At 65.4% G+C, this 20,015-nt stretch carries 16 protein-coding genes; 7 read left to right on the forward strand and 9 right to left on the reverse strand.

Features of this window, described 5'->3' with window-relative positions:
• Positions 1–2,502 carry a DNA ligase D gene (ligD, locus tag U5A82_RS02070; RefSeq protein WP_326288263.1) on the forward strand — a complete coding sequence of 834 codons (2,502 nt, stop codon included), beginning with the start codon at positions 1–3 and terminating at the stop codon, positions 2,500–2,502.
• 4 nt (positions 2,503–2,506) lie between these two features.
• On the opposite strand, the gene U5A82_RS02075 is transcribed toward ligD, so the two are convergent.
• A complete protein-coding gene (locus U5A82_RS02075; RefSeq protein WP_326288264.1) occupies positions 2,507–3,160 on the reverse strand; it encodes a TetR/AcrR family transcriptional regulator in 654 nt (217 codons plus the stop codon).
• A gap of 86 nt (positions 3,161–3,246) precedes the next feature.
• Between U5A82_RS02075 and U5A82_RS02080 the strand changes: the two genes are divergently transcribed.
• From U5A82_RS02080 to U5A82_RS02090, 3 genes are read left to right on the forward strand one after another with little or no spacing between them, the layout of a single operon-like run.
• Positions 3,247–4,371, forward strand: a complete 1,125-nt coding sequence (locus tag U5A82_RS02080) for an acyl-CoA dehydrogenase family protein (protein ID WP_326288265.1) — start codon at positions 3,247–3,249, stop codon at positions 4,369–4,371.
• Positions 4,372–4,385: 14 nt separating this feature from the next.
• Entirely contained in the window at positions 4,386–5,570 is a 1,185-nt protein-coding gene (locus tag U5A82_RS02085) for an acetyl-CoA C-acyltransferase (RefSeq protein ID WP_326288267.1), read from the forward strand.
• Positions 5,571–5,583: 13 nt separating this feature from the next.
• Positions 5,584–6,345, forward strand: a complete 762-nt coding sequence (locus U5A82_RS02090; protein ID WP_326288268.1) for an SDR family NAD(P)-dependent oxidoreductase — start codon at positions 5,584–5,586, stop codon at positions 6,343–6,345.
• An 18-nt stretch (positions 6,346–6,363) separates the two neighbouring features.
• Here the strand turns inward: U5A82_RS02090 and U5A82_RS02095 are convergent, their stop codons facing one another.
• Entirely contained in the window at positions 6,364–7,971 is a 1,608-nt protein-coding gene (locus U5A82_RS02095) for an alpha-amylase family glycosyl hydrolase (RefSeq protein WP_326288776.1), read from the reverse strand.
• A 142-nt stretch (positions 7,972–8,113) separates the two neighbouring features.
• A complete protein-coding gene (locus U5A82_RS02100) occupies positions 8,114–8,392 on the reverse strand; it encodes a hypothetical protein (protein WP_326288269.1) in 279 nt (92 codons plus the stop codon).
• A gap of 129 nt (positions 8,393–8,521) precedes the next feature.
• Between U5A82_RS02100 and U5A82_RS02105 the strand changes: the two genes are divergently transcribed.
• Positions 8,522–9,202, forward strand: a complete 681-nt coding sequence (locus U5A82_RS02105; protein WP_326288271.1) for a CDP-alcohol phosphatidyltransferase family protein — start codon at positions 8,522–8,524, stop codon at positions 9,200–9,202.
• Between the two features lie 250 nt (positions 9,203–9,452).
• Here the strand turns inward: U5A82_RS02105 and U5A82_RS02110 are convergent, their stop codons facing one another.
• From U5A82_RS02110 to U5A82_RS02120, 3 genes are read right to left on the reverse strand one after another with little or no spacing between them, the layout of a single operon-like run.
• A complete protein-coding gene (locus U5A82_RS02110; protein WP_326288272.1) occupies positions 9,453–10,820 on the reverse strand; it encodes an efflux transporter outer membrane subunit in 1,368 nt (455 codons plus the stop codon).
• Complete coding sequence (locus U5A82_RS02115; protein WP_326288274.1) at positions 10,817–13,975, reverse strand: efflux RND transporter permease subunit; 3,159 nt, start codon at positions 13,973–13,975, stop codon at positions 10,817–10,819. Before U5A82_RS02115 ends, U5A82_RS02110 begins: the two co-directional genes overlap by 4 nt.
• 10 nt (positions 13,976–13,985) lie before the next feature.
• On the reverse strand, positions 13,986–15,119 hold the full coding sequence (locus tag U5A82_RS02120; protein ID WP_326288275.1) for an efflux RND transporter periplasmic adaptor subunit: 1,134 nt from the start codon (positions 15,117–15,119) through the stop codon (positions 13,986–13,988).
• 353 nt (positions 15,120–15,472) lie between these two features.
• Here U5A82_RS02120 and U5A82_RS02125 point away from each other — a divergent pair, with 353 nt between their 5' ends.
• Entirely contained in the window at positions 15,473–16,204 is a 732-nt protein-coding gene (locus tag U5A82_RS02125; RefSeq protein WP_326288276.1) for a response regulator transcription factor, read from the forward strand.
• Positions 16,201–17,568, forward strand: a complete 1,368-nt coding sequence (locus U5A82_RS02130) for an ATP-binding protein (protein WP_326288277.1) — start codon at positions 16,201–16,203, stop codon at positions 17,566–17,568. Before U5A82_RS02125 ends, U5A82_RS02130 begins: the two co-directional genes overlap by 4 nt.
• Here U5A82_RS02130 and U5A82_RS02135 read toward each other — a convergent pair.
• Genes U5A82_RS02135 through U5A82_RS02145 form a run of 3 tightly spaced genes read right to left on the reverse strand, consistent with a single transcriptional unit; the run spans position 17,565 to position 19,803 of the window.
• On the reverse strand, positions 17,565–17,885 hold the full coding sequence (locus tag U5A82_RS02135) for a DUF3325 family protein (protein WP_326288278.1): 321 nt from the start codon (positions 17,883–17,885) through the stop codon (positions 17,565–17,567). The two genes, U5A82_RS02130 and U5A82_RS02135, sit on opposite strands and share 4 nt — an antisense overlap.
• A complete protein-coding gene (locus tag U5A82_RS02140; RefSeq protein WP_326288280.1) occupies positions 17,882–19,390 on the reverse strand; it encodes a PepSY-associated TM helix domain-containing protein in 1,509 nt (502 codons plus the stop codon). The genes U5A82_RS02135 and U5A82_RS02140 overlap by 4 nt, the downstream gene beginning before the upstream one ends.
• A complete protein-coding gene (locus U5A82_RS02145; RefSeq protein ID WP_326288281.1) occupies positions 19,387–19,803 on the reverse strand; it encodes a hypothetical protein in 417 nt (138 codons plus the stop codon). The genes U5A82_RS02140 and U5A82_RS02145 overlap by 4 nt, the downstream gene beginning before the upstream one ends.
• Positions 19,804–20,015: the final 212 nt, after the last annotated feature.

Consider the following 20,015-nt stretch of genomic DNA (forward strand, 5'->3'; position numbering starts at 1 on the left):
ATGGCGCGCGATCCACTCGCCCTCTATAATGCAAAGCGGGATTTTGCGCGGACCAACGAACCCAAGGGGCAGGTGGCCAAGACCGGCGGCAACAGCTTCGTCGTGCAGAAACATGATGCGACCCGGCTGCACTGGGACTTTCGCCTGGAAATCGATGGCATCCTCAAAAGCTGGGCGGTGACCAAGGGGCCGAGCATCGACCCGGCCGACAAGCGGCTGGCGGTGCGGACCGAGGACCATCCCTTAAGCTATGGCGATTTCGAGGGACTCATACCCAAAGGCGAATATGGCGGCGGCACGGTTATGCTGTGGGACCGCGGCACTTGGCAACCGATAGAAGGCAAGAGCGCCAAGGATCTGGAAAAAGGCCATTTGCACTTCATTCTGGATGGCGAACGGATGAAGGGCGAATGGCTGCTGGTGCGGATGAAGGGGCGGCCGAACGAAAAGCGCGAAAACTGGCTGTTGCGCAAGATCGAGGATACCGACGCGGGCGAGGGCGACCAGCTGGTCGAACGTGCGCTCACCAGCGTGCTGACCGGGCGGTCGATGGCGGAGATAACAGCCGACAAGGCAGGCGCGCAATCGCTCGCCGGGGTGAAGGGCAAGGCCTTTACCGGGAAGATGCAGGCGGCGCGCGCCCATAATCAAAAGGTCGCGGCAAGGCCCCGCAAAACGTCGGGCAAGCTGCCAGCCGTCGCGAAGCCGCAACTGGCGACGCTGGTGGACAGCGTGCCCGTGGGCAATGACTGGCTGCATGAAATCAAGTTCGACGGCTATCGCGCACTGGTCGCCGTTGCCGGAGAGAAGGTCCGCGTTTCCACCCGCAACGGTCTGGACTGGACCGACAAGTTCCAGCCGTTGACCGAGGCGATTGCCGCGCTGGACCTGCCCCCGGCGCTGATCGATGGAGAAATCGTCGCCTTCGGGCCGGACGGCAACCCCAGCTTCTCCGCGCTCCAATCCGTCCTCAAGCGCGGCCATGGTGCCCAACGCGAAGACACGCCCTTCCACTTCTTCGCCTTCGACCTGCTCTCGCTGGCGGGCAAGGACATGAAGGCCCTGCCGCAGATCGAGCGCAAGGAGCGGCTCGAAGCGCTGCTCAAAGACGCGACCCCGCCCATCCATGTCGCCGACCATGTGATCGGCGCGGGCGAGGCGCTGTATCGCTCGCTGTGCGCGGCGGGGCAGGAAGGGATCATCTCCAAGCGGATCGACGCGCCCTATCGATCGTCCCGCACCAAAAACTGGGTGAAGGTCAAATGCACACGGCGGCAGGAGTTCGTCATCATCGGCCGCAGCGCGAGTAGCGCGAAGGGTCGGCCCTTCGCTTCGCTATTGCTGGCCCAGCATGAAGGCAAGGCACTGGTCTATAAGGGGAAGGTCGGCACGGGCTTCGACGCAGACATGATGGCGGCGCTGGACGATGCGATGGTGCCGCTCAAAACCGCCACGCCTGCCACCGATGTGCCCAAGGCCGAAGCCCGGGGCGCAACCTGGCTCACGCCCAAGCTGGTCGCCGAGATCGCGTTCGCCGAATTTACCGCCGACGGCCGCGTCCGCCACGCCAGCTTCCTGGGGCTGCGGAGCGACAAAAAAGCCCGGGCCGTCGCACCCGAAAAACCGGCCCCCGCGCCAAAGCCGACCCCGGCGATCAAGGTCAGCAATCGCGACCGAGTCATCTTCCCCGAAAGCGGCCAGACCAAGGGCGAACTGGCCGATTATTATGCCATGGTCGCGCCGCTTATGCTGCCTTTCGCCGCGCGCCGCCCGATCAGCCTTGTCCGCTGCCCGCAGGGACGGGCGAAGAAATGCTTCTTCCAGAAGCATGACAGCGGCGCCTTCGGCAAGTCGGTCCACCAGGTGCCGATCCGCGAAAAGGACGGCGGCAGCGAGGATTATATTTATGTCGAGGATGCCGAAGGCCTGATCGCCTGCGTTCAGATGGGAACGATCGAATTTCACGGCTGGGCCAGTCGCACCGATGCGGTGGAGCAACCCGACCGCATGATCTTCGACCTCGATCCCGATGAGGGCATGGATTTCGCGCGGGTGAAAAGCGCCGCGCAGGACATTCGCGCGCGCCTGTCCGATATCGGCCTCATGTCCTTCGCCATGCTCTCGGGCGGGAAGGGCGTGCATGTCGTCGTGCCGCTGACGCCGGGGCATGATTGGGACGCACACAAGGATTTCGCGTCTCGCTTCGCCCAGGCATTGAGTGCCGCCGAACCCGACCGCTTCGTCGCCACCATGAGCAAGGCCAGGCGCAAGGACAAGATCTTCATCGACTGGCTGCGCAACCAGCGCGGCAGCACCGCCGTCCTGCCCTATTCCGCCCGCGCCCGCGCCGACGCGCCCGTGGCGGTGCCGATCGATTGGGACGAACTGGACGGCATGCAGGACGCGCATCCCTTTTCGATCCGCGACGCCGACACGCTGCTGGACCGCGCTGCCGACCTCAAGGGCTGGGGCTTCGCCGCACAGACGTTGCCCGATATCTGATCGCTCAACCGCGCGGCGTCAGGCCGCCCAGCGCGATATCGACCAGCTTCTCCGCCACCTGTCGCGACGTCATCGGCCCGGCGGGATCATGCCAGCGCGCCGGCCAGTTCAGCGCCCCCGCCAAGGCGAAAGACGCGAAACGCACGTCCACCGGCGCGATCGAGCCGTCGGCGATCCCTTCCGCGATCAACCCGCGCACGGCGTCATCAATCTCCCGCTTGCGCGCGCGAAAACGAATGGCGCTGTCCATCGACAGTACCTCGTCATTGGTGCGGATGACGCAGCGACCGAAATCGTCCATGTTGATGCAGGCATAGCGGATCAGAAAATCGCGCAGCCGGTCGTGGCCGCTGCCCGGCGCAGCGGTTGCCGCGTCTGCGGCCTCCCGCAACATGGACAGGCCCCGGTTGACGCATTCGACCAGCACCTGCTCCTTATGGCCCAGATAATGATAGATGGTCGGCTTGCTGACGCCCAGGCTGGCCGCGACATCGTCAAGCGAGGTGGCATGATAGCCGCGCGCATTGAACATGCGCACCGCCGCCAGCAGCACGGCCTCTCGCTTTTCCTCACGTTCGCGCGCCCGTTCCGCCTTGTTGCGGAACGGCGAAGGCGCGGCGGCGCTGGGCGGCTCGGGGGCGGCGGCCGACTGGGGCAATACGATCTCCTTGTTCGGGCCAGCATTGACAAAAAACCGGATGATAATCAATATACCCATCAGTATAGAAAATACGAGTGCGTTAAATGCTCACCGAGACCCAGGCTGCCATCCGCGACACCGTGCACGATTTCGCACAGGCACAGATTCGTCCGCATAGCGCCCGCTTCGAATCCGAAGGTGGCTATCCGCCCGAACTGTTCCGCGAGATGGCGGGCCTTGGCCTCTGGGGCATGACTGCGCCCGAAGCCTTTGGCGGGGCGGAAGCTGACGCGGTGTCCTATGCGCTGGCGCTGATGGAGATCGCGGCCGCCGACGGGGCGCTGTCCACCATCGTGTCGATCCAGAACTCGATCCTCGTGTCCGGCCTGCTCAAGGATGGCAGTGACGCGCAGAAGGCGCGCTTCCTGCCCGACCTGATCGGCGGACATACGATCGGCGCCTTTGCGCTGACCGAAGCGGATGCAGGGTCCGACGCCTCGGCGGTCCGCACCCACGCCGTCAAAGTCGACGGCGGCTGGCGCATCACCGGGGCCAAGCAGTTCATCACGTCGGGCAAGATCGCCGGGCTGGTGATAGTCGTCGCCGTCACCGATCCGGACGCGGGCAAGAAGGGCCTGTCCGCCTTCATCGTGCCGACCGACCGGCCCGGCTATGGCGTGGACAAGGTCGAGCACAAGATGGGGCAGGGGGCGTCGGACACCTGTGCGCTGCGCTTCGATGATATGTTCGTGGAGGACGACCTGCTGATCGGCCAGCCCGGCCAGGGCTATCGCATAGCGCTCGCCAATCTGGAGACGGGCCGCATCGGCATCGCCGCCCAATGCGTCGGTATGGCGCAGGCCGCGCTCGATATCGCGATCGCCTATGCCAAGGACCGCAGGAGTTTCGGCAAGGCGATCATCGATCATCAGGCGGTGGGCTTCCGCCTCGCCGACCTCGCCACCCGGCTGGAGGCGTCCCGGCAACTGGTCCTGCACGCGGCACGGACCAAGGATACGGGCCTCCCTTGTCTCGCCGAAGCCTCCATGGCCAAATTGTTCGCCTCCGAAGCGGCCGAAGCGATCGTGTCCGGCGCGCTACAGACGCTGGGCGGCTATGGCTATCTGGAGGAATATGGCGTCGCCAAAATCTACCGCGATGTCCGCGTCTGCCAGATTTACGAAGGCACGTCGGACATCCAGCGCATGGTCATCGCGCGCAGCCTTTAAGCAGGAGTCACAAGATGCAGGACGATCCCGTTATCATCGCCAGCTATGCCCGCACACCCATGGGCGGGTTTCAGGGCGCGCTGTCCTCGGTCAAGGCCACCGATCTCGGCGCGGCGGCGGTCAGGGCGGCTGTGGAGCGCGCGGGCGTGGCCGCCGATGCGGTCGATCGCATCTATATGGGCTGCGTCCTGCCTGCCGGACTGGGGCAGGCGCCCGCGCGGCAGGCAGCGCTGGGTGCGGGGCTTGGCCTCAACACCGAAGCGACCACGGTGAACAAGATGTGCGGTTCCGGCATGCAGGCAGCGATCATGGCGCATGAGGCGCTGAGCTGCGGCGCGGCGGACATCGTGATCGCGGGCGGCATGGAAAGTATGAGCAACGCGCCCTATGCCCTGCCCAAGCATCGCTCCGGCGCGCGCATCGGCCATGACCGCATCGTCGACACGATGATGATGGACGGCCTGGAGGACGCCTATGAACCCGGCAAGGCGATGGGTGTGTTCGCCGAAGACGTTGTGCGCGACTATCAGTTCACCCGCGAGGATCAGGACGCCTATGCCATCCGCTCGCTCGAACGGGCCAATGCGGCGATCGGCAGCGGGGCGTTCGTGCGTGAGATCACGCCGGTCACGGTCAAGGGGCGCGGCGGCGACACGATCGTCGACACCGACGAGCAGCCAGGCAAGTCCAAGCCGGACAAGATTCCTTTGCTCAAGCCCGCCTTCGCCAAGGACGGCACGATCACAGCGGCCAACGCCTCCTCCATCTCCGACGGTGCGGCGGCGTTGGTCATGACCCGCGCCAGCGTGGCGGCCAAGCTCGGCCTCAAGACGGTGGCACGGGTGGTCGCCACGGCAGCACATGCGCATGAACCGTCCAAATTCACCACTGCGCCCGTCCCCGCTATCCGCAAGGCGTTGGACAAGGCGGGTTGGTCGGTCGCGGATGTCGACCTGTTCGAGGTCAATGAGGCGTTCGCCGTCGTCGCCATGATCGCGGCGAAGGAACTGGGGATCCCGGACGAGCGGATCAACGTCAATGGCGGTGCGACCGCGCTCGGCCATCCGATCGGCGCGTCGGGCGCGCGCATCCTGGCGACGCTGATCGCGGCGCTCGAAACACGCGGGCTGAAGCGCGGCGTCGCCAGCCTCTGCATCGGTGGGGGTGAAGCGACGGCGATGGCGATCGAATTGGTCTGAAGGAGACAGCAAAATGGACATCAAGAACATGGCGGCGATCGTCACCGGCGGCGCTTCGGGCCTGGGCAACGCGACCGCGACGATGCTGGCGGCGCAGGGTGCGAAGGTCGCGATCTTCGACCTGAACGAGGAGGCCGGACGAGCAACCGCGCAAGCGCTGGGAGGTGTCTATTTCGCTGTCAATGTCGCCGACGAAGCCAGCGTCACGACGGGGCTGGATGCAGCGGAAGCGGCGCATGGCGTTGCCCGTATCCTGGTCAATTGCGCGGGCATCGCCCCGGCGGTCAAGACGGTGGGCAAGGAGAATGCGCCCCATCCGCTCGATAGCTTCGTCAAGACGGTGACGGTCAACCTGATCGGCAGCTTCAACATGATCGCCAAATTTTCCGCCCGGCTCGCCGCAGCGGACGAGGTGGACGGCGAACGCGGCGTGATCGTCAACACGGCCTCTGTCGCGGCCTATGACGGGCAGATCGGGCAGGCGGCCTATAGCGCGTCCAAGGGCGGCGTCGTCGGCATGACCCTGCCGATCGCGCGCGATCTGGCTCAACACAAGATCCGCGTGATGACGATCGCGCCTGGCATCTTCCTAACGCCGATGCTGGAAGCGTTCCCGCAGCAGGTGCAGGACGCGCTCGGCGCGCAGGTGCCGCACCCCAGCCGCCTGGGCAAACCGGCCGAATATGCGCAGCTGGTCGAAAGCATCATCCGCAATCCGATGCTGAACGGCGAGGTTATCCGGCTGGACGGCGCGATCCGCATGGCCCCGCGCTGATCACCGGACGGCGCGCGCTTACTCCTCCAGGATCAGCGCGCCGAACGGCGACAGGGTTCCGGGAACGGCGCCGTTCACGCCGGACAGCAGTCTTGTGCCCGGCGCGATCGCCTCAGGCCAGACCGCGGGCTCGCCTGACAGGTTGAAGAGGCAGAGCAGAGATTGACCCTCGGCCTTGCGGCGGAAGACCAGACGCTGATCGTCCGCAATGATGATGTCCAGGCTGCCATGGCGGAGCGCCGGATGCGCCTTGCGCAGCGCCAGCATCGCGCGCGTATGGTGGAGCAGCGACGCGGGATCGGCATCCTGCACGTCCACCGCGCGGGTGATATTATCGTCACCGACGGGAAGCCAGGGTTCGACGCTGGAAAAGCCCGCCTGCGCCGCATCGGCGGCCCAAGGCAGGGGCGTGCGCGCGCCGTCGCGCGACAGGGTGAGCGGCCAATTGGCGATCGCTTCGGGGTCTTGCAGCCGTTCGAACGGGATATCGACCTGGGTGATGCCCAACTCTTCCCCCTGATAGAGGATGGCGTTGCCGCGCAGCGCGACGAGCAGCATCGCCTTCAACCGCGCGAAGGCCGGACGATCCTGCGCTGCGCACCAACGGGACAGGGCGCGCGGCGCATCGTGATTTTCCAACGCCCAACTGGGCCAGCCAAGCCCCGGTTCATCGGGCCAGCGCGCGACTGTCTCCGCCACGAGCGCGGGGGTCAGCCGGTCGGCATAGAGGAAGGTGAAGCCATAGGCGCTGTTGAGATGGGTGTCGCCCGCCGTATAGGCCTTCATCTCGCTTTCGGCGAGGTCGCCGCCCACTTCCGCCACGGTGAAGATCGCGCCATAGGTGTCGCACAGGGCGCGGATGCGTTTGACGAAATCGACGACGCCGCCATGCGACTGGCTGTAGGTCTTGGTCTGAAAATCGAAGGACCGGGTGCGCGGCTTGCCCGTGTCGGGCGCGGGCGGATTGTCGCGCAATGCAGGATCATGCATCGCATGGTTGAGCGCGTCCAAGCGGAAGCCGTCCACGCCCCGATCGAGCCAGAAACGCATCGCGTCGAGCAACGCATCCTGCACGGCGGGATTGTGGGCATTGAGCTGCGGCTGGCTGCTCAGAAACTGATGCATATAATATTGGCCGCGCCGCGCGTCCCAGGTCCAGGCCGGGCCACCGAACACCGACTGCCAGTTGTTGGGTGGAGTGCCATCGGCGCGCGGATCGACCCAGACGAACCAGTCGGCCTTGTCCCCGGTACGGCTGGCGCGGCTTTGCGCGAACCAGTCATGCAGGTCGGACGTATGCGCGAATACCTGATCGATCGTGACCTTGAGGCCCAACGCATGCGCGCGCGCAATCAGCGCGTCGAAATCGGCTAGCGTGCCGAAGATCGGATCGACATCGCAATAATCGGCAATGTCATAACCGAAATCGCGCATGGGCGAGGTGAAAAAGGGCGAAATCCAGATCGCGTCCGCGCCGAGCCGCGCGACATGGTCGAGCCGTGCGGTGATGCCGTTCAGATCACCGATGCCATCGCCATTGCTGTCCTGGAAACTGCGCGGATAGATTTGATAGATCACCGCCCCCTTCCACCAGGGGAGGTCGGCTGGAGTCGCTGCAAGGTCCATCATCATGTTCCTTCCGGTCGCGCAGGGCTTGGCCGACATGTGCATCGCCGATGGTGTCGCCCGTGCATGCAAATTTTGCAACCGCGAAAGAGCCGTTCGCACTTGCGGAAAAACGGAGCAAAGATCAAAAGGAACGGGCCTTTCAGGCATCCTCTCCTAAAACTTTACGGGCTGGTCTTCGGATCGGCCCTTTTTTTGTCTTCTTCGGGCGGCGAATTGTCCAGGCCCTGGGCATGCGCCATTCGACGCCCTCGTCCAGATAGGCTTCCAGTTCGCGCCAATGCCGGTCCCATCCCGAGCCGCGCCGCGCGGGCGGGACTTCCTGCTCCACCATCAACCGCGCGCGCCGGACCGGATTGGACGGCCGCTGCTCCATCCGCACGACGATATCGCGCACATATTTGGGCTTGTCGCTGCTCATACTCATCCTCCGCGCGGCACTGCGTCCTCGTCGTCGCCTTTGGCCCTTAAGTCGCGGATGTGGCAATGGCTTTGTCGCCTGCGACGGAACGAACATTGTCTAATCGTCATCCATCCGTCATAAAGCGTCATGTCATTGCCTTCCGGCCAGTCGGCCCCACCCATATCGCGTATCCAGCAAAATCTTCTTGCCGTAGCGGAACGTCGCCTGCTCACCTGGCTGTGCGCTCATATGCCGCCCTGGGTCACGCCCGACCTGTTGACGGGACTCGGGATGGTCGGGGCATTCGCCATTTTTGCCGGTTATGCCGCCAGCAACTGGGGCGTCGAGTGGCTGTGGCTCGCCATTGCAGGCTATGCCATCCAGTGGTTCGGCGATTCCATGGATGGCAGCCTGGCGCGCTATCGCCATATCGAGCGGCCATCCTATGGCTATTTCATCGACCATAGCTGCGACGGACTGGCCACGCTGCTGATCCTCGCCGGGATGGGTGCCAGCCCCTATATCCGCATGGATGTGGCGCTTATTGCGCTGGCCGGCTATCTGCTGTTGTCGATCCACGCCTATCTGTCGGCGCGGGTGCTGGGCGAATTCAAACTCTCCTATCTGGCGGCTGGTCCCACGGAATTGCGGTTGCTGCTGATCGGCTTGACGATCGCGATGATGCTGCTGGGCTACGCGCCCGGATGGTTCGGCGCGGTGTCAGGCTTCGATGTGTTCGTTGGGGTGGCAGGCGCGATCCTGGTCCTGCTGTTCATCAAGCAGACGCTGACGACGGCCAAGCGGCTGGCATTGTCCGAGCGACGGTGACTCATCGCCACCCTGCGGCGCGTGGTATCAGCTTTCAGGATGCGCGGGCCTAGTCGGGCGACGATGATCGCGCGCGCCGCAGCGCGATATCAGCTGGTTGAGGCGCACTTCGTCCTGCGCGCCGGACGCACAGAGTTGGCAAAGCCAATCCAGACACCGTGCCAGTAGCAGCATGGTTTCTCTCCCTCATTATCCGCCGATCATATCAGATTCGCGGCGGCCGGGAAGAGGGAGATTTGCCCGGCCAATGCTACTGATCCGCGCCGATCACGCGGTAGAGGCGAACCCGGTTGGTGACCAGCGCAAGGTCGGTGCCGATGGCCGACTGGCGCGCACCATAGAGCGAGCGCTGGCTGGTCAACGCGTTGAGAAACGTGTCGATGCCCGACCGGTAACGCTGATCCGCCAGATCATAGGCGCGCTGGCTGGCGATCACGAGCCGCCGCTGCGCCGCCTGCTGCGCGTCGATCGTGCCGTCGCGCGCCAGCGCATCGGCGACTTCGCGGAATGCGGTCTGCACCGCCTTCTCATATTGCGCGACATACAGGTCGCTCTGCGCCTTGCTGAAATCCAGATTGCCGCGATTGGGACCGCCGAAGATCGGCAGGCTGGCGGACGGGCTGGCCGACCAGGCGAAGCCGTCGCCCGTGAACAGCGACGACAGCGCCGAACTGGCAACCCCGATCGCCGACGTCAGGCTGATCCGCGGGAACATCGCCGCGCGCGCCGCGCCGATATCGGCATTGGCGGCCTTGAGTTGATGTTCGGCCTGGAGCACATCGGGTCGTTCCAGCAGAACATCCGAAGACAGGCCAGCGGGCACCTTCGCCACGCCCGCGATCAGGCTGTCGAGCGACAGGGGCAGCAATGCCTGTTCGACCGGCGCGCCGACCAGCAGGTCGATGGCGTTGCGGTCCTGCGCCACCTGCGTGACATTGGCGGCGACGTCGGACGCCGCCTGCTCGACGGCGGTCTGCGCCTGATACACGTCCAACTTGCCGCTGAGGCCCGCGCCATTGAGCGATCGCGTCAGGTCCAGCGTACGCTGCGCGTTCGCCTGGGTCTGGCGGGACAGGGCCAGCAATTCCTGGTCCGCCGCCAAAGTCGCATAGGCCGTCGCGGTTTCGGCGATGAGCGTGATGCGCGTCGATCGCGCGCCTTCCTGCGTCGCCAGATAGGTTTCCAGCGCGGATTGCGTCAAATTGCGGACGCGGCCGAACAGGTCGATCTCGAACGCGCTGAACCCGACATCGGCGCTGTAGCTGTTCTGGCGATTGTCATTCTGACGGCTGAAACTCGCCCCGCCGTCCACCGTGACGGTCGGCAGTTGGACGGCGCGTTGGACGCGATATTGCGCACGGGCGGCCTCGATATTCGCGATCGCGGCGCGCAGGTCGCGATTGTTCGCCAGCGCGCGTTCGATGACCGTGCGCAGCTTCGCGTCGCCGACCAACTGCGTCCAGGCAAGCCCTGCCTTCCGCCCGACCTGCACCGGCGCATAGGCCTCGCCACTGGGCAGCGCGAGAGGGACGGGCGCGGCCGGGCGCACATAGGTCGGCGCCATGTTGCAACCGGCCAGCGCCAGCGTCGCACCGACGGCCAGGATCATGCGGGTCATGCCGGCACTCCTGCGTCGGGGGTTTGCGCAGGCGGCGGCGCCTTGGCTTTGGCCCTGTCGCTACCGAACAGGCTGGCGATGGTGACGAAGAACAGGGGCACGTAGAATATCGCCAGCACCGTTGCCGTCGTCATGCCGCCGATCACCGCCGTGCCGATCGCGACGCGGCTCTGCGCGCCTGCACCGGTCGCGATCGCCAGCGGAATGACACCGGCGATGAAGGCGAGCGAGGTCATCAGGATCGGGCGGAAGCGCAACCGTGCCGCCTCCAGCGCGGCCGACAGCGCATCCTTGCCCTGCTTGTGCGCCAGTTCGGCAAATTCCACGATCAGGATCGCATTCTTCGCCGCCAGACCCATGGTGGTGAGCAGTCCGACCTGGAAGAAGATGTTATTCTCCAGCCCGCGCGCCCACACCGCGATCACCGCGCCGATCAGGCCGAGCGGGATCACCAGCAGCACCGCCAGCGGGATCGACCAGCTTTCGTAGAGCGCGGCGAGGCACAGGAAGACGACCACCACCGACAGCCCATAAAGCAAAGGCGCCTGTCCGCCCGACAATTGCTCCTGATAGGACAGGCCGCTCCAGGCATAGCCGGTGCCTGCGGGAAGCTGCTTCTGCAATGCCACCATCCGATCCATCGCGTCGCCCGAACTGGCGCCCGGGCCGGCCTGTCCCTGAAGCTCGAACGACGACAGGCCGTTGAAGCGCGCCACGGTGCTGGGCCCAACGGTCCAGTGCGTCGTTGCAAAGGCGGAAAAGGGCACCATCTGCCCGGTGCTGCTCGACCGCACCATCCAGTTGTCGATGTCGGTCGGCAGGGCGCGGTAGGGCGCGTCGGCCTGCATGAACACGCGCTTCACGCGGCCACGATCCAGGAAATCGTTGATATAGGTGCTACCCCAGGCGGAACTCAGCACATTGTCGACATCGCGCTGGGTCAGGCCCAGTACGGCCAGCTTTTCATTGTCGATATCGACCTTGAGCTGCGGCGTATCTTCCAGGGACGCGGCGCGCACGCCCGCCAGCATCGGGTCTTTGGATGCGGCGTCGATCAACTGGTTGCGCAGTTCCAGGAAGCGTGCGCGGCTGAGGCCGCCATTGTTGAGCAGCTCGAAGGTGAAGCCGTTCGATTGGCCCAGACCGCGAATGGCAGGCGGCGTCATGCCCAGCACGCGCGCATCGCGGATGGCGGCGAGCTTTTTGGTCGCGCGTCCGGCGATGGCCACCGATGTGTTCACCGCGCCCTTGCGATCGTCCCACGGCGCCAAGTTGATGAAGCCCTGCCCGACATTTTCGCCCTGCCCCTGAAAACTGAAGCCGGTCATGATGAAGGCGAAGGCGACATTGTCCTTTTCATCGTTCAGGAAATAATTCTGCACCTGGTCGATCACCGCGCCGGTCCGGCTGGACTTGGCCCCGGCGGGTAGCGTCACCTGCACCATGACCTGCCCCTGGTCCTCGACCGGCAGGAAGCTGGAGGGCAGCCGCACGAACACCAGAATGAGGATCGCCAGAACCACGACGTAAAGGCCCCAGAATAGTTTGCGCCGCTCCAGCATCCGCCCTGTCTTGCGGACATAGCCATCGGTCATTCGCCCGAACCAGAGATTGAACTTGCCCGCCCATCCCTTGTCGCGATGCTCATGGCTCACGGGTTTCAGGAGCGTCGCGCACAGCGCCGGGGACAGGATCAGCGCGACCACCACCGACAGCAGCATCGACGACACGATGGTGATCGAAAATTGCCGGTAGATGACGCCGGTAGACCCGCCGAAGAACGCCATGGGCAGCAGCACCGCGGACAGGACCAAGGCGATGCCCACCAGCGCGCTGCCGATCTCCGCCATCGACTTGATCGTCGCCTCGCGTGGGGACAGCCCCTCTTCCTCCATGATGCGTTCGACATTTTCCACGACGACGATCGCATCGTCCACCAGCAGGCCGATGGACAGCACCATCCCGAACAGGGTCAGCGTGTTGATCGAATAGCCGAACAGGGCAAGGATGCCGAACGTGCCCAGCAACACCACCGGCACGGCGATGGCGGGGATCAACGTCGCGCGCCAGCTCTGGAGGAAGACGAACATCACGACGACGACAAGGCCGACCGCTTCGATCAGGGTCTTGACGACTTCTTCCACCGACAGCTTGATGAAGGGGGTGGTGTCGCGGGGATAGACGACCTTATAGCCATGCGGCAGGCTGGCCGATAATTCGGCGACCTTGGCCTTCACCAGTTCCGCGGTCTTGAGCGCGTCGGCGCCCGGCGCCAGTTGCAGCGCGACGCCCGACGCCGGATGCCCGTTCAGCCGCGCTGCGGTGGTGTAGCTTTCGTTGCCCAGTTCGACGCGCGCGACGTCGGACAGATGCACGATCGACCCGTCCGTCTGGGTCTTGACGATGATGTTGCGAAACTGTTCGGGGGTTTGCAGGCGCGCGCGCGACGTGACGGTCGCGTTGATCTGCTGCCCTGCGGGCGCGGGGTCAGCGCCGATCTGCCCCGCCGATATTTCGATATTCTGCGCGGCGATCGCGGTCTGGACGTCTGACGGCATCAGCTTGACGGCCGCCAGCTTATAGGGGTCCAGCCAGATGCGCATGGCATATTGCGACCCGAAAATCTGGGTCGCACCGATGCCATCGATCCGCGCAATGGGGTCCTGGAAGTTATTGACCAGATAGTCGGCGATGTCCGCCTGCGTCGCCGTGTCGGTTTCGTCGTACAGGCCGACCAGCATCAGGAAGTCGGTCTGCTGTTTGGTGACGGACAGGCCTTGCTGCTGCACCTGGTTGGGCAGGCGACTGAGCGCCTGCTGCACCCGGTTCTGCACCTGCACCTGTGCGGTGTCGGGATCGGTGCCTTTCTGGAAGGTCACGGTGATCGACGCGCGCCCCGTCGCGGAGGACGAGGAGGAGAAATACATCAGCCCGTCGAGGCCGGTCAGCTGCTGCTCCAATATCTGCGTGACGCTGGATTCCACGGTTTCGGCCGACGCGCCGGGATAGGTCGCGCTGATCCCAACGCCAGGCGGCGCGATATCGGGATATTGCGCGATCGGCAGCGTCAGCATCGCGCCCAGACCCGCCAGCATGATGCCGATGGCGATGACCCAGGCGAAAATCGGCCGTTCGATGAAATAGCGGCTGAGCAAGGGTCGGCTCCTACTGCGCGGACTTGACGGCGACGGGCTTTACGACATCGTCGGGCTTGACCTTGTCCGTGCCCTCGACGATCAGGCGATCACCCGCCTTGAGGCCCGCGGTAATCAGCCATTTGTCGCCGATCGCCTGCCCCGCCGTCACGGTGCGTCGCTCGACCTTGTTCGCCTTGTTCACCACCAGCGCCGTGGCGTTGCCCTTGGGATCGCGGCTGATGCCCTGTTGCGGGGCGAGGATGGCGCCGGGCACCACCGATTGCGGCGCCACGACGCGCACGAACATGCCGGGCATCAAAAGGCCGTCGGGATTGGGGAAGCGGGCGCGCAGCGTCACCGTGCCGCTGTTGACGTCCACGATCGGTTCGGCGAACTCGATCCGCCCTTCCTGCGGATAATCGCTGCCGTCGTCCAGCTTCAGGCGGATGGTGGCGCTGGCCGCCAGCGTCTTGCCCGCCGCCAGCGACCGACGCAGCGCCAATATCTGCGAACTGGACTGGGTTACGTCGACATAGATGGGGTCGAGCTGCTGGATCGTGGTGAGCGGGTCGGCCTGGCTCGCGGTCACGAGCGCGCCCGGCGTGAACAGGGTGCGTCCGATACGACCGCTGATCGGCGCGCGGACCAGCGTGAATTCCAGATTGACGTTGCTGGTCTGGAGGCTGGCGCGCGCCTGTTGCACGGCGGCACTGGCCTGCCGCGCGGTGGCGATCACATCATCCCGGTCTTGCGCGCTGACGGCTTCGGTGTCGCTCAGGCTGCGGTAACGCTGTGCCCGTGCCTGGGCCGCCACGGCCGTCGCCTGCGCGCTGGCGAGGTTGGCCTGCGCCTCGTCGCGCGACGCGCGGTACAGCCGTTGATCGATCTGGTAGAGCGGCTGCCCGGCGGTCACCATGGCGCCTTCGGTAAACAGCCGTTTCTGGACGATGCCCGCCACCTGCGGACGGACTTCGGACATCATGGTCGACACGGTGCGGCCGGGCAGTTCGCTCGACACGGTGGTGTCCTTGGCGCTCAGCGTCACCACGCCGACTTCCACCGGGCCCTTTTGCGGCGGCTTTTGCTGCGCGCATGCGGCCAGTGCGATGCAGAGGGCGATCGGTGCGACCCGAAGGCGATGCAGAGGGATGGAAATGGGCATGGGGCGACGCTTATCCTAAACGGCGTGCTGAACTGGTCCCTGCGATGCCCGTCGATGCAGCGGGACGACCGGGCCGGGCGCGCGCGCGGGAGGGAATGCGCGCGAACGGCTCGGCCCGCTGCGCCGGTTTTCCAGCCATGATGGCGGCATAGGGCATCGCAAGGACTCCGTTGCGTCGACAGGGGGAGCCGACCGCGCCCTCATCGCGGCTTTGCCCGTCTCATGATAGAGCGACTGTTTTTCCGATTGCGACGGTGCGTCACGCGATCTCGCATCTGCGTATCGCTTTGTATCAGCCTGTATCGCGCGCGAAGAAGCGCAGACTTTTCGCCTCTCTCGCGTTAGGACGGGGGATGGCCGATGCCCCATCCTTCCGTGCCGCCACCGTGCTGGTGGTCGATGACGATGCCGATATTCGCGACCTGATCGTCGGCCAGTTGCGGCAGGAAAATTATCGCCTGCTCGCCGCCGCCAGCCTCACGCAATTGCGCCAGACGTTGCGCGACGATGTGGTGGACCTGATCGTCCTCGACCTCAACCTGCCCGATGGCGACGGCCTGATGCTATGCCGTGAGTTGCGGGCGGAAGGATCGGACGTACAGATCATCATGGTGACCGCGCGCAGCAGCGCGATCGACCGGGTGCTGGGGCTGGAACTGGGCGCGGACGATTATCTGACCAAGCCGTTCGAACCGCGCGAACTGCTGGTGCGTATCCGCAACCTGCTCCGCCGTCCCCGCAGCGGCCCGCCGGCGCGACCCGCCGCCACGATGCGCTATGCCCATATCGGTCCCTGGCGCGTGGACATGGTGCAACGGCGTCTCGTTGCCCCGGACGACCGGCTGGTGATGCTGTCCTCCGCCGAATTTCGCCTGCTCAACCGGTTCATAGACGAACCCAATATCGTTCTGGATCGCGAGACATTATTGCCCGAACGGCGCGCGACGGCCGCGTTCGACCGCTCGATCGACCTCCAGATCAGTCGGCTTCGGCAGAAGCTGTCGGCACTGCCGGGGGGCGAGGACCTGATCCTGACGGTGCGCGGCGAAGGCTATGTCCTAGCCTGTACGGTTGACCATTCATGATCGCCAGGGCGGCTGGGCGCGCCCGCGCCTTCTTTCGATCGATGGCGGGACAGATTTTCCTGATCCTGACGCTCGGCATGTCGATCGCCGCGATCATCGCATTGCTGGTGGCGGAACAGACGCGCCAGCATGATTTCGATCGCGCCCGGCGCCAGCGCGTGGTGGCGAGCGCGACCGACATCATGGACAGGCTGCGGCACGATCCCGCGCGGATCGAACCCATGCTGGCGGCGCGGCGCATCATGGGCGCTTATGTCGCACCCGAGGGCATAGCGCTGACCGAACAGGATGCGGCCATGGAGGGCATGCTAGCCGACCGGCTGGGCGCGTCCAGCGACCCGGAGGCCGGGCAGGTGCCTATAGGCCTGTGTTTCCCCAGCCATTCGGATGTCGAGCAGAAGGCCGCCGGCCTGATCGGCGCGCCGCGCCCGGACTGCTGGATCGTGCGGCTGACCGACGCGCATGGCCAGCGACGGTCCATGGCGCTCAGCTTTCCCCGCATCGCCAAGCCGCGCAGCACGATATCCAACCCGCTCTACCTGATCGTCATCATCGCCGCGTCGGCGGGACTTGCCATCTTCGTCGCGCGGATCGTATCGACGCCCCTGCGGCGACTGGAACAGGCGGCCGAAGCCTTTTCGCTCTCGCTCGACCCGGAGGAAATCCCCGAGCGCGGACCGGAGGAAGTGCGCGCGGCGCTTTCCACCTTCAACCTGATGCAGCGACGCGCGCGCGCGGGCTTTGCCGAACGCACGCAATTGCTCGCGGCGATCAGCCATGATCTCCAGACTCCGCTCACCCGGCTGCGGCTGCGGCTCGAACTGGTCGAAAATGCGGAGTTGCGCGCGCGGCTATTGCAGGACCACCAAGCGATGCAGACGCTGGTGCGCGAGGGGCTAGACCTCGCCAGCAGCATCGAAGCGCGCGAGCCATGGTCGTCGCTGGACATCGATTCCCTGCTCACCAGCATGGCGGAAGATGCCGAGGAACTGGGCGCGCCGGTGCGCTTCGTCACGGGCTGCGGCGGCACCGTGCGGGTCAAGCCGAATGCGCTGACGCGCTGCATCGCCAATCTGGTGGACAATGCCGTCAAATATGGCGGCAGCGCGGAAATCAGCTGCGCGCGCAGCGGTGGGCGCATGCTGATCCATGTGCGCGATTTCGGACCCGGCATTCCCGCCGACCAGCTCGACCAGATGTTCGAACCCTTTACCCGGGGCGCGAGCAGCCAGCCGGGCGGGCGGCATGGCACCGGCATCGGCCTGACGATCAGCCGGTCGCTGGCGATGAGTTTCGAAGCATCGGTGCGGCTGCGCAACGCGGACGATGGCGGCCTGATCGCCACCATCGACATGAAGGGTTAGGCCAGCAACCCCGCGACCATCATCGCCGCCGCGACCGGTACGCCGATGCGCGGCAGGGCAGGGCGGTAGGTCATCCCCAGCATGATCGCGCCGCCCAGCAGCGGCATCAGGCCGATCCACGCGACCAGCGCCATGTCGACGTCCGCCCACAGCCACAGGCTAAGGAGCGAGAGGCCCAGCAGCATCCACCCGGCAAGCGCCAGATGCGCGACGAACGGATGACGCTGCCACGCGTCCAACAACAGGGGCCGGTGACGCTGCATCCGCGCGGCCAGCGCGAACAGCGCCAGATAAAGAAGGCCGGTGGTCAGCATCATGCCGCCGCCATCCGACGACGTACCGGGGCGGGTGCGCTGCGGCGGCGTAGCTGCTTCCAGACCAGCAGGCCCAGCGCCACGGCCGTCGCGATCAACATCGCATCACCGGTCGCCACCACGACATCGCCTGCCCAGATCGGCCCCAGCATCGCCGCCAAGGCGCACAGGACTGCCAACAGGCCCAGCAGCAACGGCCAGCCCAGTGCGGGCGGCAGGACCAGACCCAGCAGTAACGCCGCGCCCGCGCTCCATAGCGCGACCGAGACTTCGCTTTCCGCACGCGCCGCAAGATCGATAGGGAGCAAGCGGTTGGCGATCAGAAACGCCACCATGCCGATCGGGACTCCCGCCAGACCGCCGACGTTCAAGCGTTCGAGCAGGCGGTTTCCGATCGACAGCGGCGCGCGTTCCCGGCGCTTCACGATCCACAGCACCATGCCGCTCGCGATCGCCAAAGTCAGCATCGCGCCGCCCAGGAAATAGAGCCAGCGTGTCAGCAGGGGTGCGAAATGGGCCATGTGCAGGCCATAGACGGTCTGGTAGGCGCGCACGCCCGCGCGCTGTTCGGTCCACGCTTTCAACACCTTGCCGGTCGCGCCGTCGAAGCTGATTTCGGCGGGCAAATAGCCGATCGCGCGCGTTTCGACAGGATAGACTGTCACGACGGCGGCGCTGTCACCGGGATTGAAGATATAGGCCCGGGCAATCGGCGCGCCACCGAAATAGCGCTGTGCCTGCGCCAGCATGGGCGCGATCGGCGCCAGGGGCGCCTTGGTCCCGCTCGCTACCCGGCTGACCGCGCCGGGGGTCAGGTCGGTGTAGAGCGTCGTCACGTCCTTGCCATAACCGGCCGCGATGCCCCATGGCATGTTGAGCGACGCCAGCGTGAGCAGCCCGGTGAAGGTGATCATGATGTGGAAGGGCAGGGACAGGACGCCCAGCGCATTATGCCCGTCCAGCCACGACCTTTGGCCCTTGGCCGGGCGGAAAGTGAAGATGTCCTTGAAGAAGCGCTTGTGCGCGATGACCCCGGTCACGATCGCCACCAGCATCAGCATCGCCGCCAGCGAGGCGAGCAGCCGCCCCCAGGGATAAGGCAATTCCAGTTCGAAATGCAGACGATAGAAAAATTCGCCGCCCAGCGTGTCGCGGGCGACCGGCGCACCGCTCAACGGATCGAGCGCCTGGCGCAGATAGGCGCCGCCGTTGTCATAGGTCGCTTCGACCACATTGGATCGCCCATCAGGGGCGGCCAGATACCAGCCCGCCGATCCCGTGGTGTTGTCCGACAACCAGTCGGTCGCCGCAGTGATGGCACGGGCCGGATCGGCCTGCCCGCTGACTTCCGGGCGCATCCAGCGACCGATTTCCGGCTTGAAGACGCTCAGCGTCCCGGCCAGGCAGATGATGAAGAGGATGTGCCCCAGCAACAGCCCGGTCCAGCCGTGCAGCCACGCCATCGCCTGCCGCGCGCCGTCGCGCACCATCTGCGTTCCCGCGCTCATGCAGGCTGTCCCGCCATCCAGGCAAGGCCGCCCAGCGCGCATGCTGCGATCACGACGCCCGCGACCGCCCGCCATGGTCCCCGTGCCAGAAAGGCCCAGATGGTGACGCCGGGCGCGACCAGATAGGCGATCATCGTCGCGATCGTCACGGCTTCCACCCGCGCCACCGGCAGGCTGCGCGCCAGCGCTGCGGCTGCGAGCGACGCAACGCCATAAGCGCCCACCGTTCCAGCCAGCGCACGCAGCCCGACATTGGCGCGATACCGCCACCCGGTACGCGCGCCGCGCCGATCCTTGGCGACCGGCGCGCTCAACAGACGGGTCGCGCCAGACCAGCAGGCAGGACGGGCGGTGTAGCGGCAATCATCGTGAAATCCTTCATGGCACGACGTCCCGGTAAACGAGCGGCGCAATGCGAGTCAATCGCATTAGCGAACTGACGCGGGTTGGTGTATCTTGTTTAAACCGCGCGTCTGATCTTCCAGCGAAGCGATATGTCACGGAAATGGGCGCGCCCATGGCACGGAACGGGCGTCGTCACCGATGGCCTGCGCATCGCTTTTAGGAGCCGTCGGGGAGTCTCAGTTAAGTTATTGCAAACCAATATCTTATACGAACGCTTATC

It is taken from the genome of Sphingobium sp. CR2-8 (assembly GCF_035818615.1).
GTDB lineage: Bacteria > Pseudomonadota > Alphaproteobacteria > Sphingomonadales > Sphingomonadaceae > Sphingobium.

Bases quoted from the DNA above. Each gene is read 5' to 3' on its own strand.
- ligD (WP_326288263.1), top strand. From the start codon at position 1: ATGGCGCGCGATCCACTCGCCCTCTATAATGCAAAGCGGGATTTTGCG.
- U5A82_RS02080 (WP_326288265.1), top strand. From the start codon at position 3,247: ATGCTCACCGAGACCCAGGCTGCCATCCGCGACACCGTGCACGATTTC.
- U5A82_RS02085 (WP_326288267.1), top strand. From the start codon at position 4,386: ATGCAGGACGATCCCGTTATCATCGCCAGCTATGCCCGCACACCCATG.
- U5A82_RS02090 (WP_326288268.1), top strand. From the start codon at position 5,584: ATGGACATCAAGAACATGGCGGCGATCGTCACCGGCGGCGCTTCGGGC.
- U5A82_RS02095 (WP_326288776.1), bottom strand. From the start codon at position 7,971: ATGGACCTTGCAGCGACTCCAGCCGACCTCCCCTGGTGGAAGGGGGCG.
- U5A82_RS02100 (WP_326288269.1), bottom strand. From the start codon at position 8,392: ATGAGCAGCGACAAGCCCAAATATGTGCGCGATATCGTCGTGCGGATG.
- U5A82_RS02105 (WP_326288271.1), top strand. From the start codon at position 8,522: ATGTCATTGCCTTCCGGCCAGTCGGCCCCACCCATATCGCGTATCCAG.
- U5A82_RS02110 (WP_326288272.1), bottom strand. From the start codon at position 10,820: ATGACCCGCATGATCCTGGCCGTCGGTGCGACGCTGGCGCTGGCCGGT.
- U5A82_RS02120 (WP_326288275.1), bottom strand. From the start codon at position 15,119: ATGCCCATTTCCATCCCTCTGCATCGCCTTCGGGTCGCACCGATCGCC.
- U5A82_RS02125 (WP_326288276.1), top strand. From the start codon at position 15,473: ATGGCCGATGCCCCATCCTTCCGTGCCGCCACCGTGCTGGTGGTCGAT.
- U5A82_RS02130 (WP_326288277.1), top strand. From the start codon at position 16,201: ATGATCGCCAGGGCGGCTGGGCGCGCCCGCGCCTTCTTTCGATCGATG.
- U5A82_RS02135 (WP_326288278.1), bottom strand. From the start codon at position 17,885: ATGATGCTGACCACCGGCCTTCTTTATCTGGCGCTGTTCGCGCTGGCC.
- U5A82_RS02140 (WP_326288280.1), bottom strand. From the start codon at position 19,390: ATGAGCGCGGGAACGCAGATGGTGCGCGACGGCGCGCGGCAGGCGATG.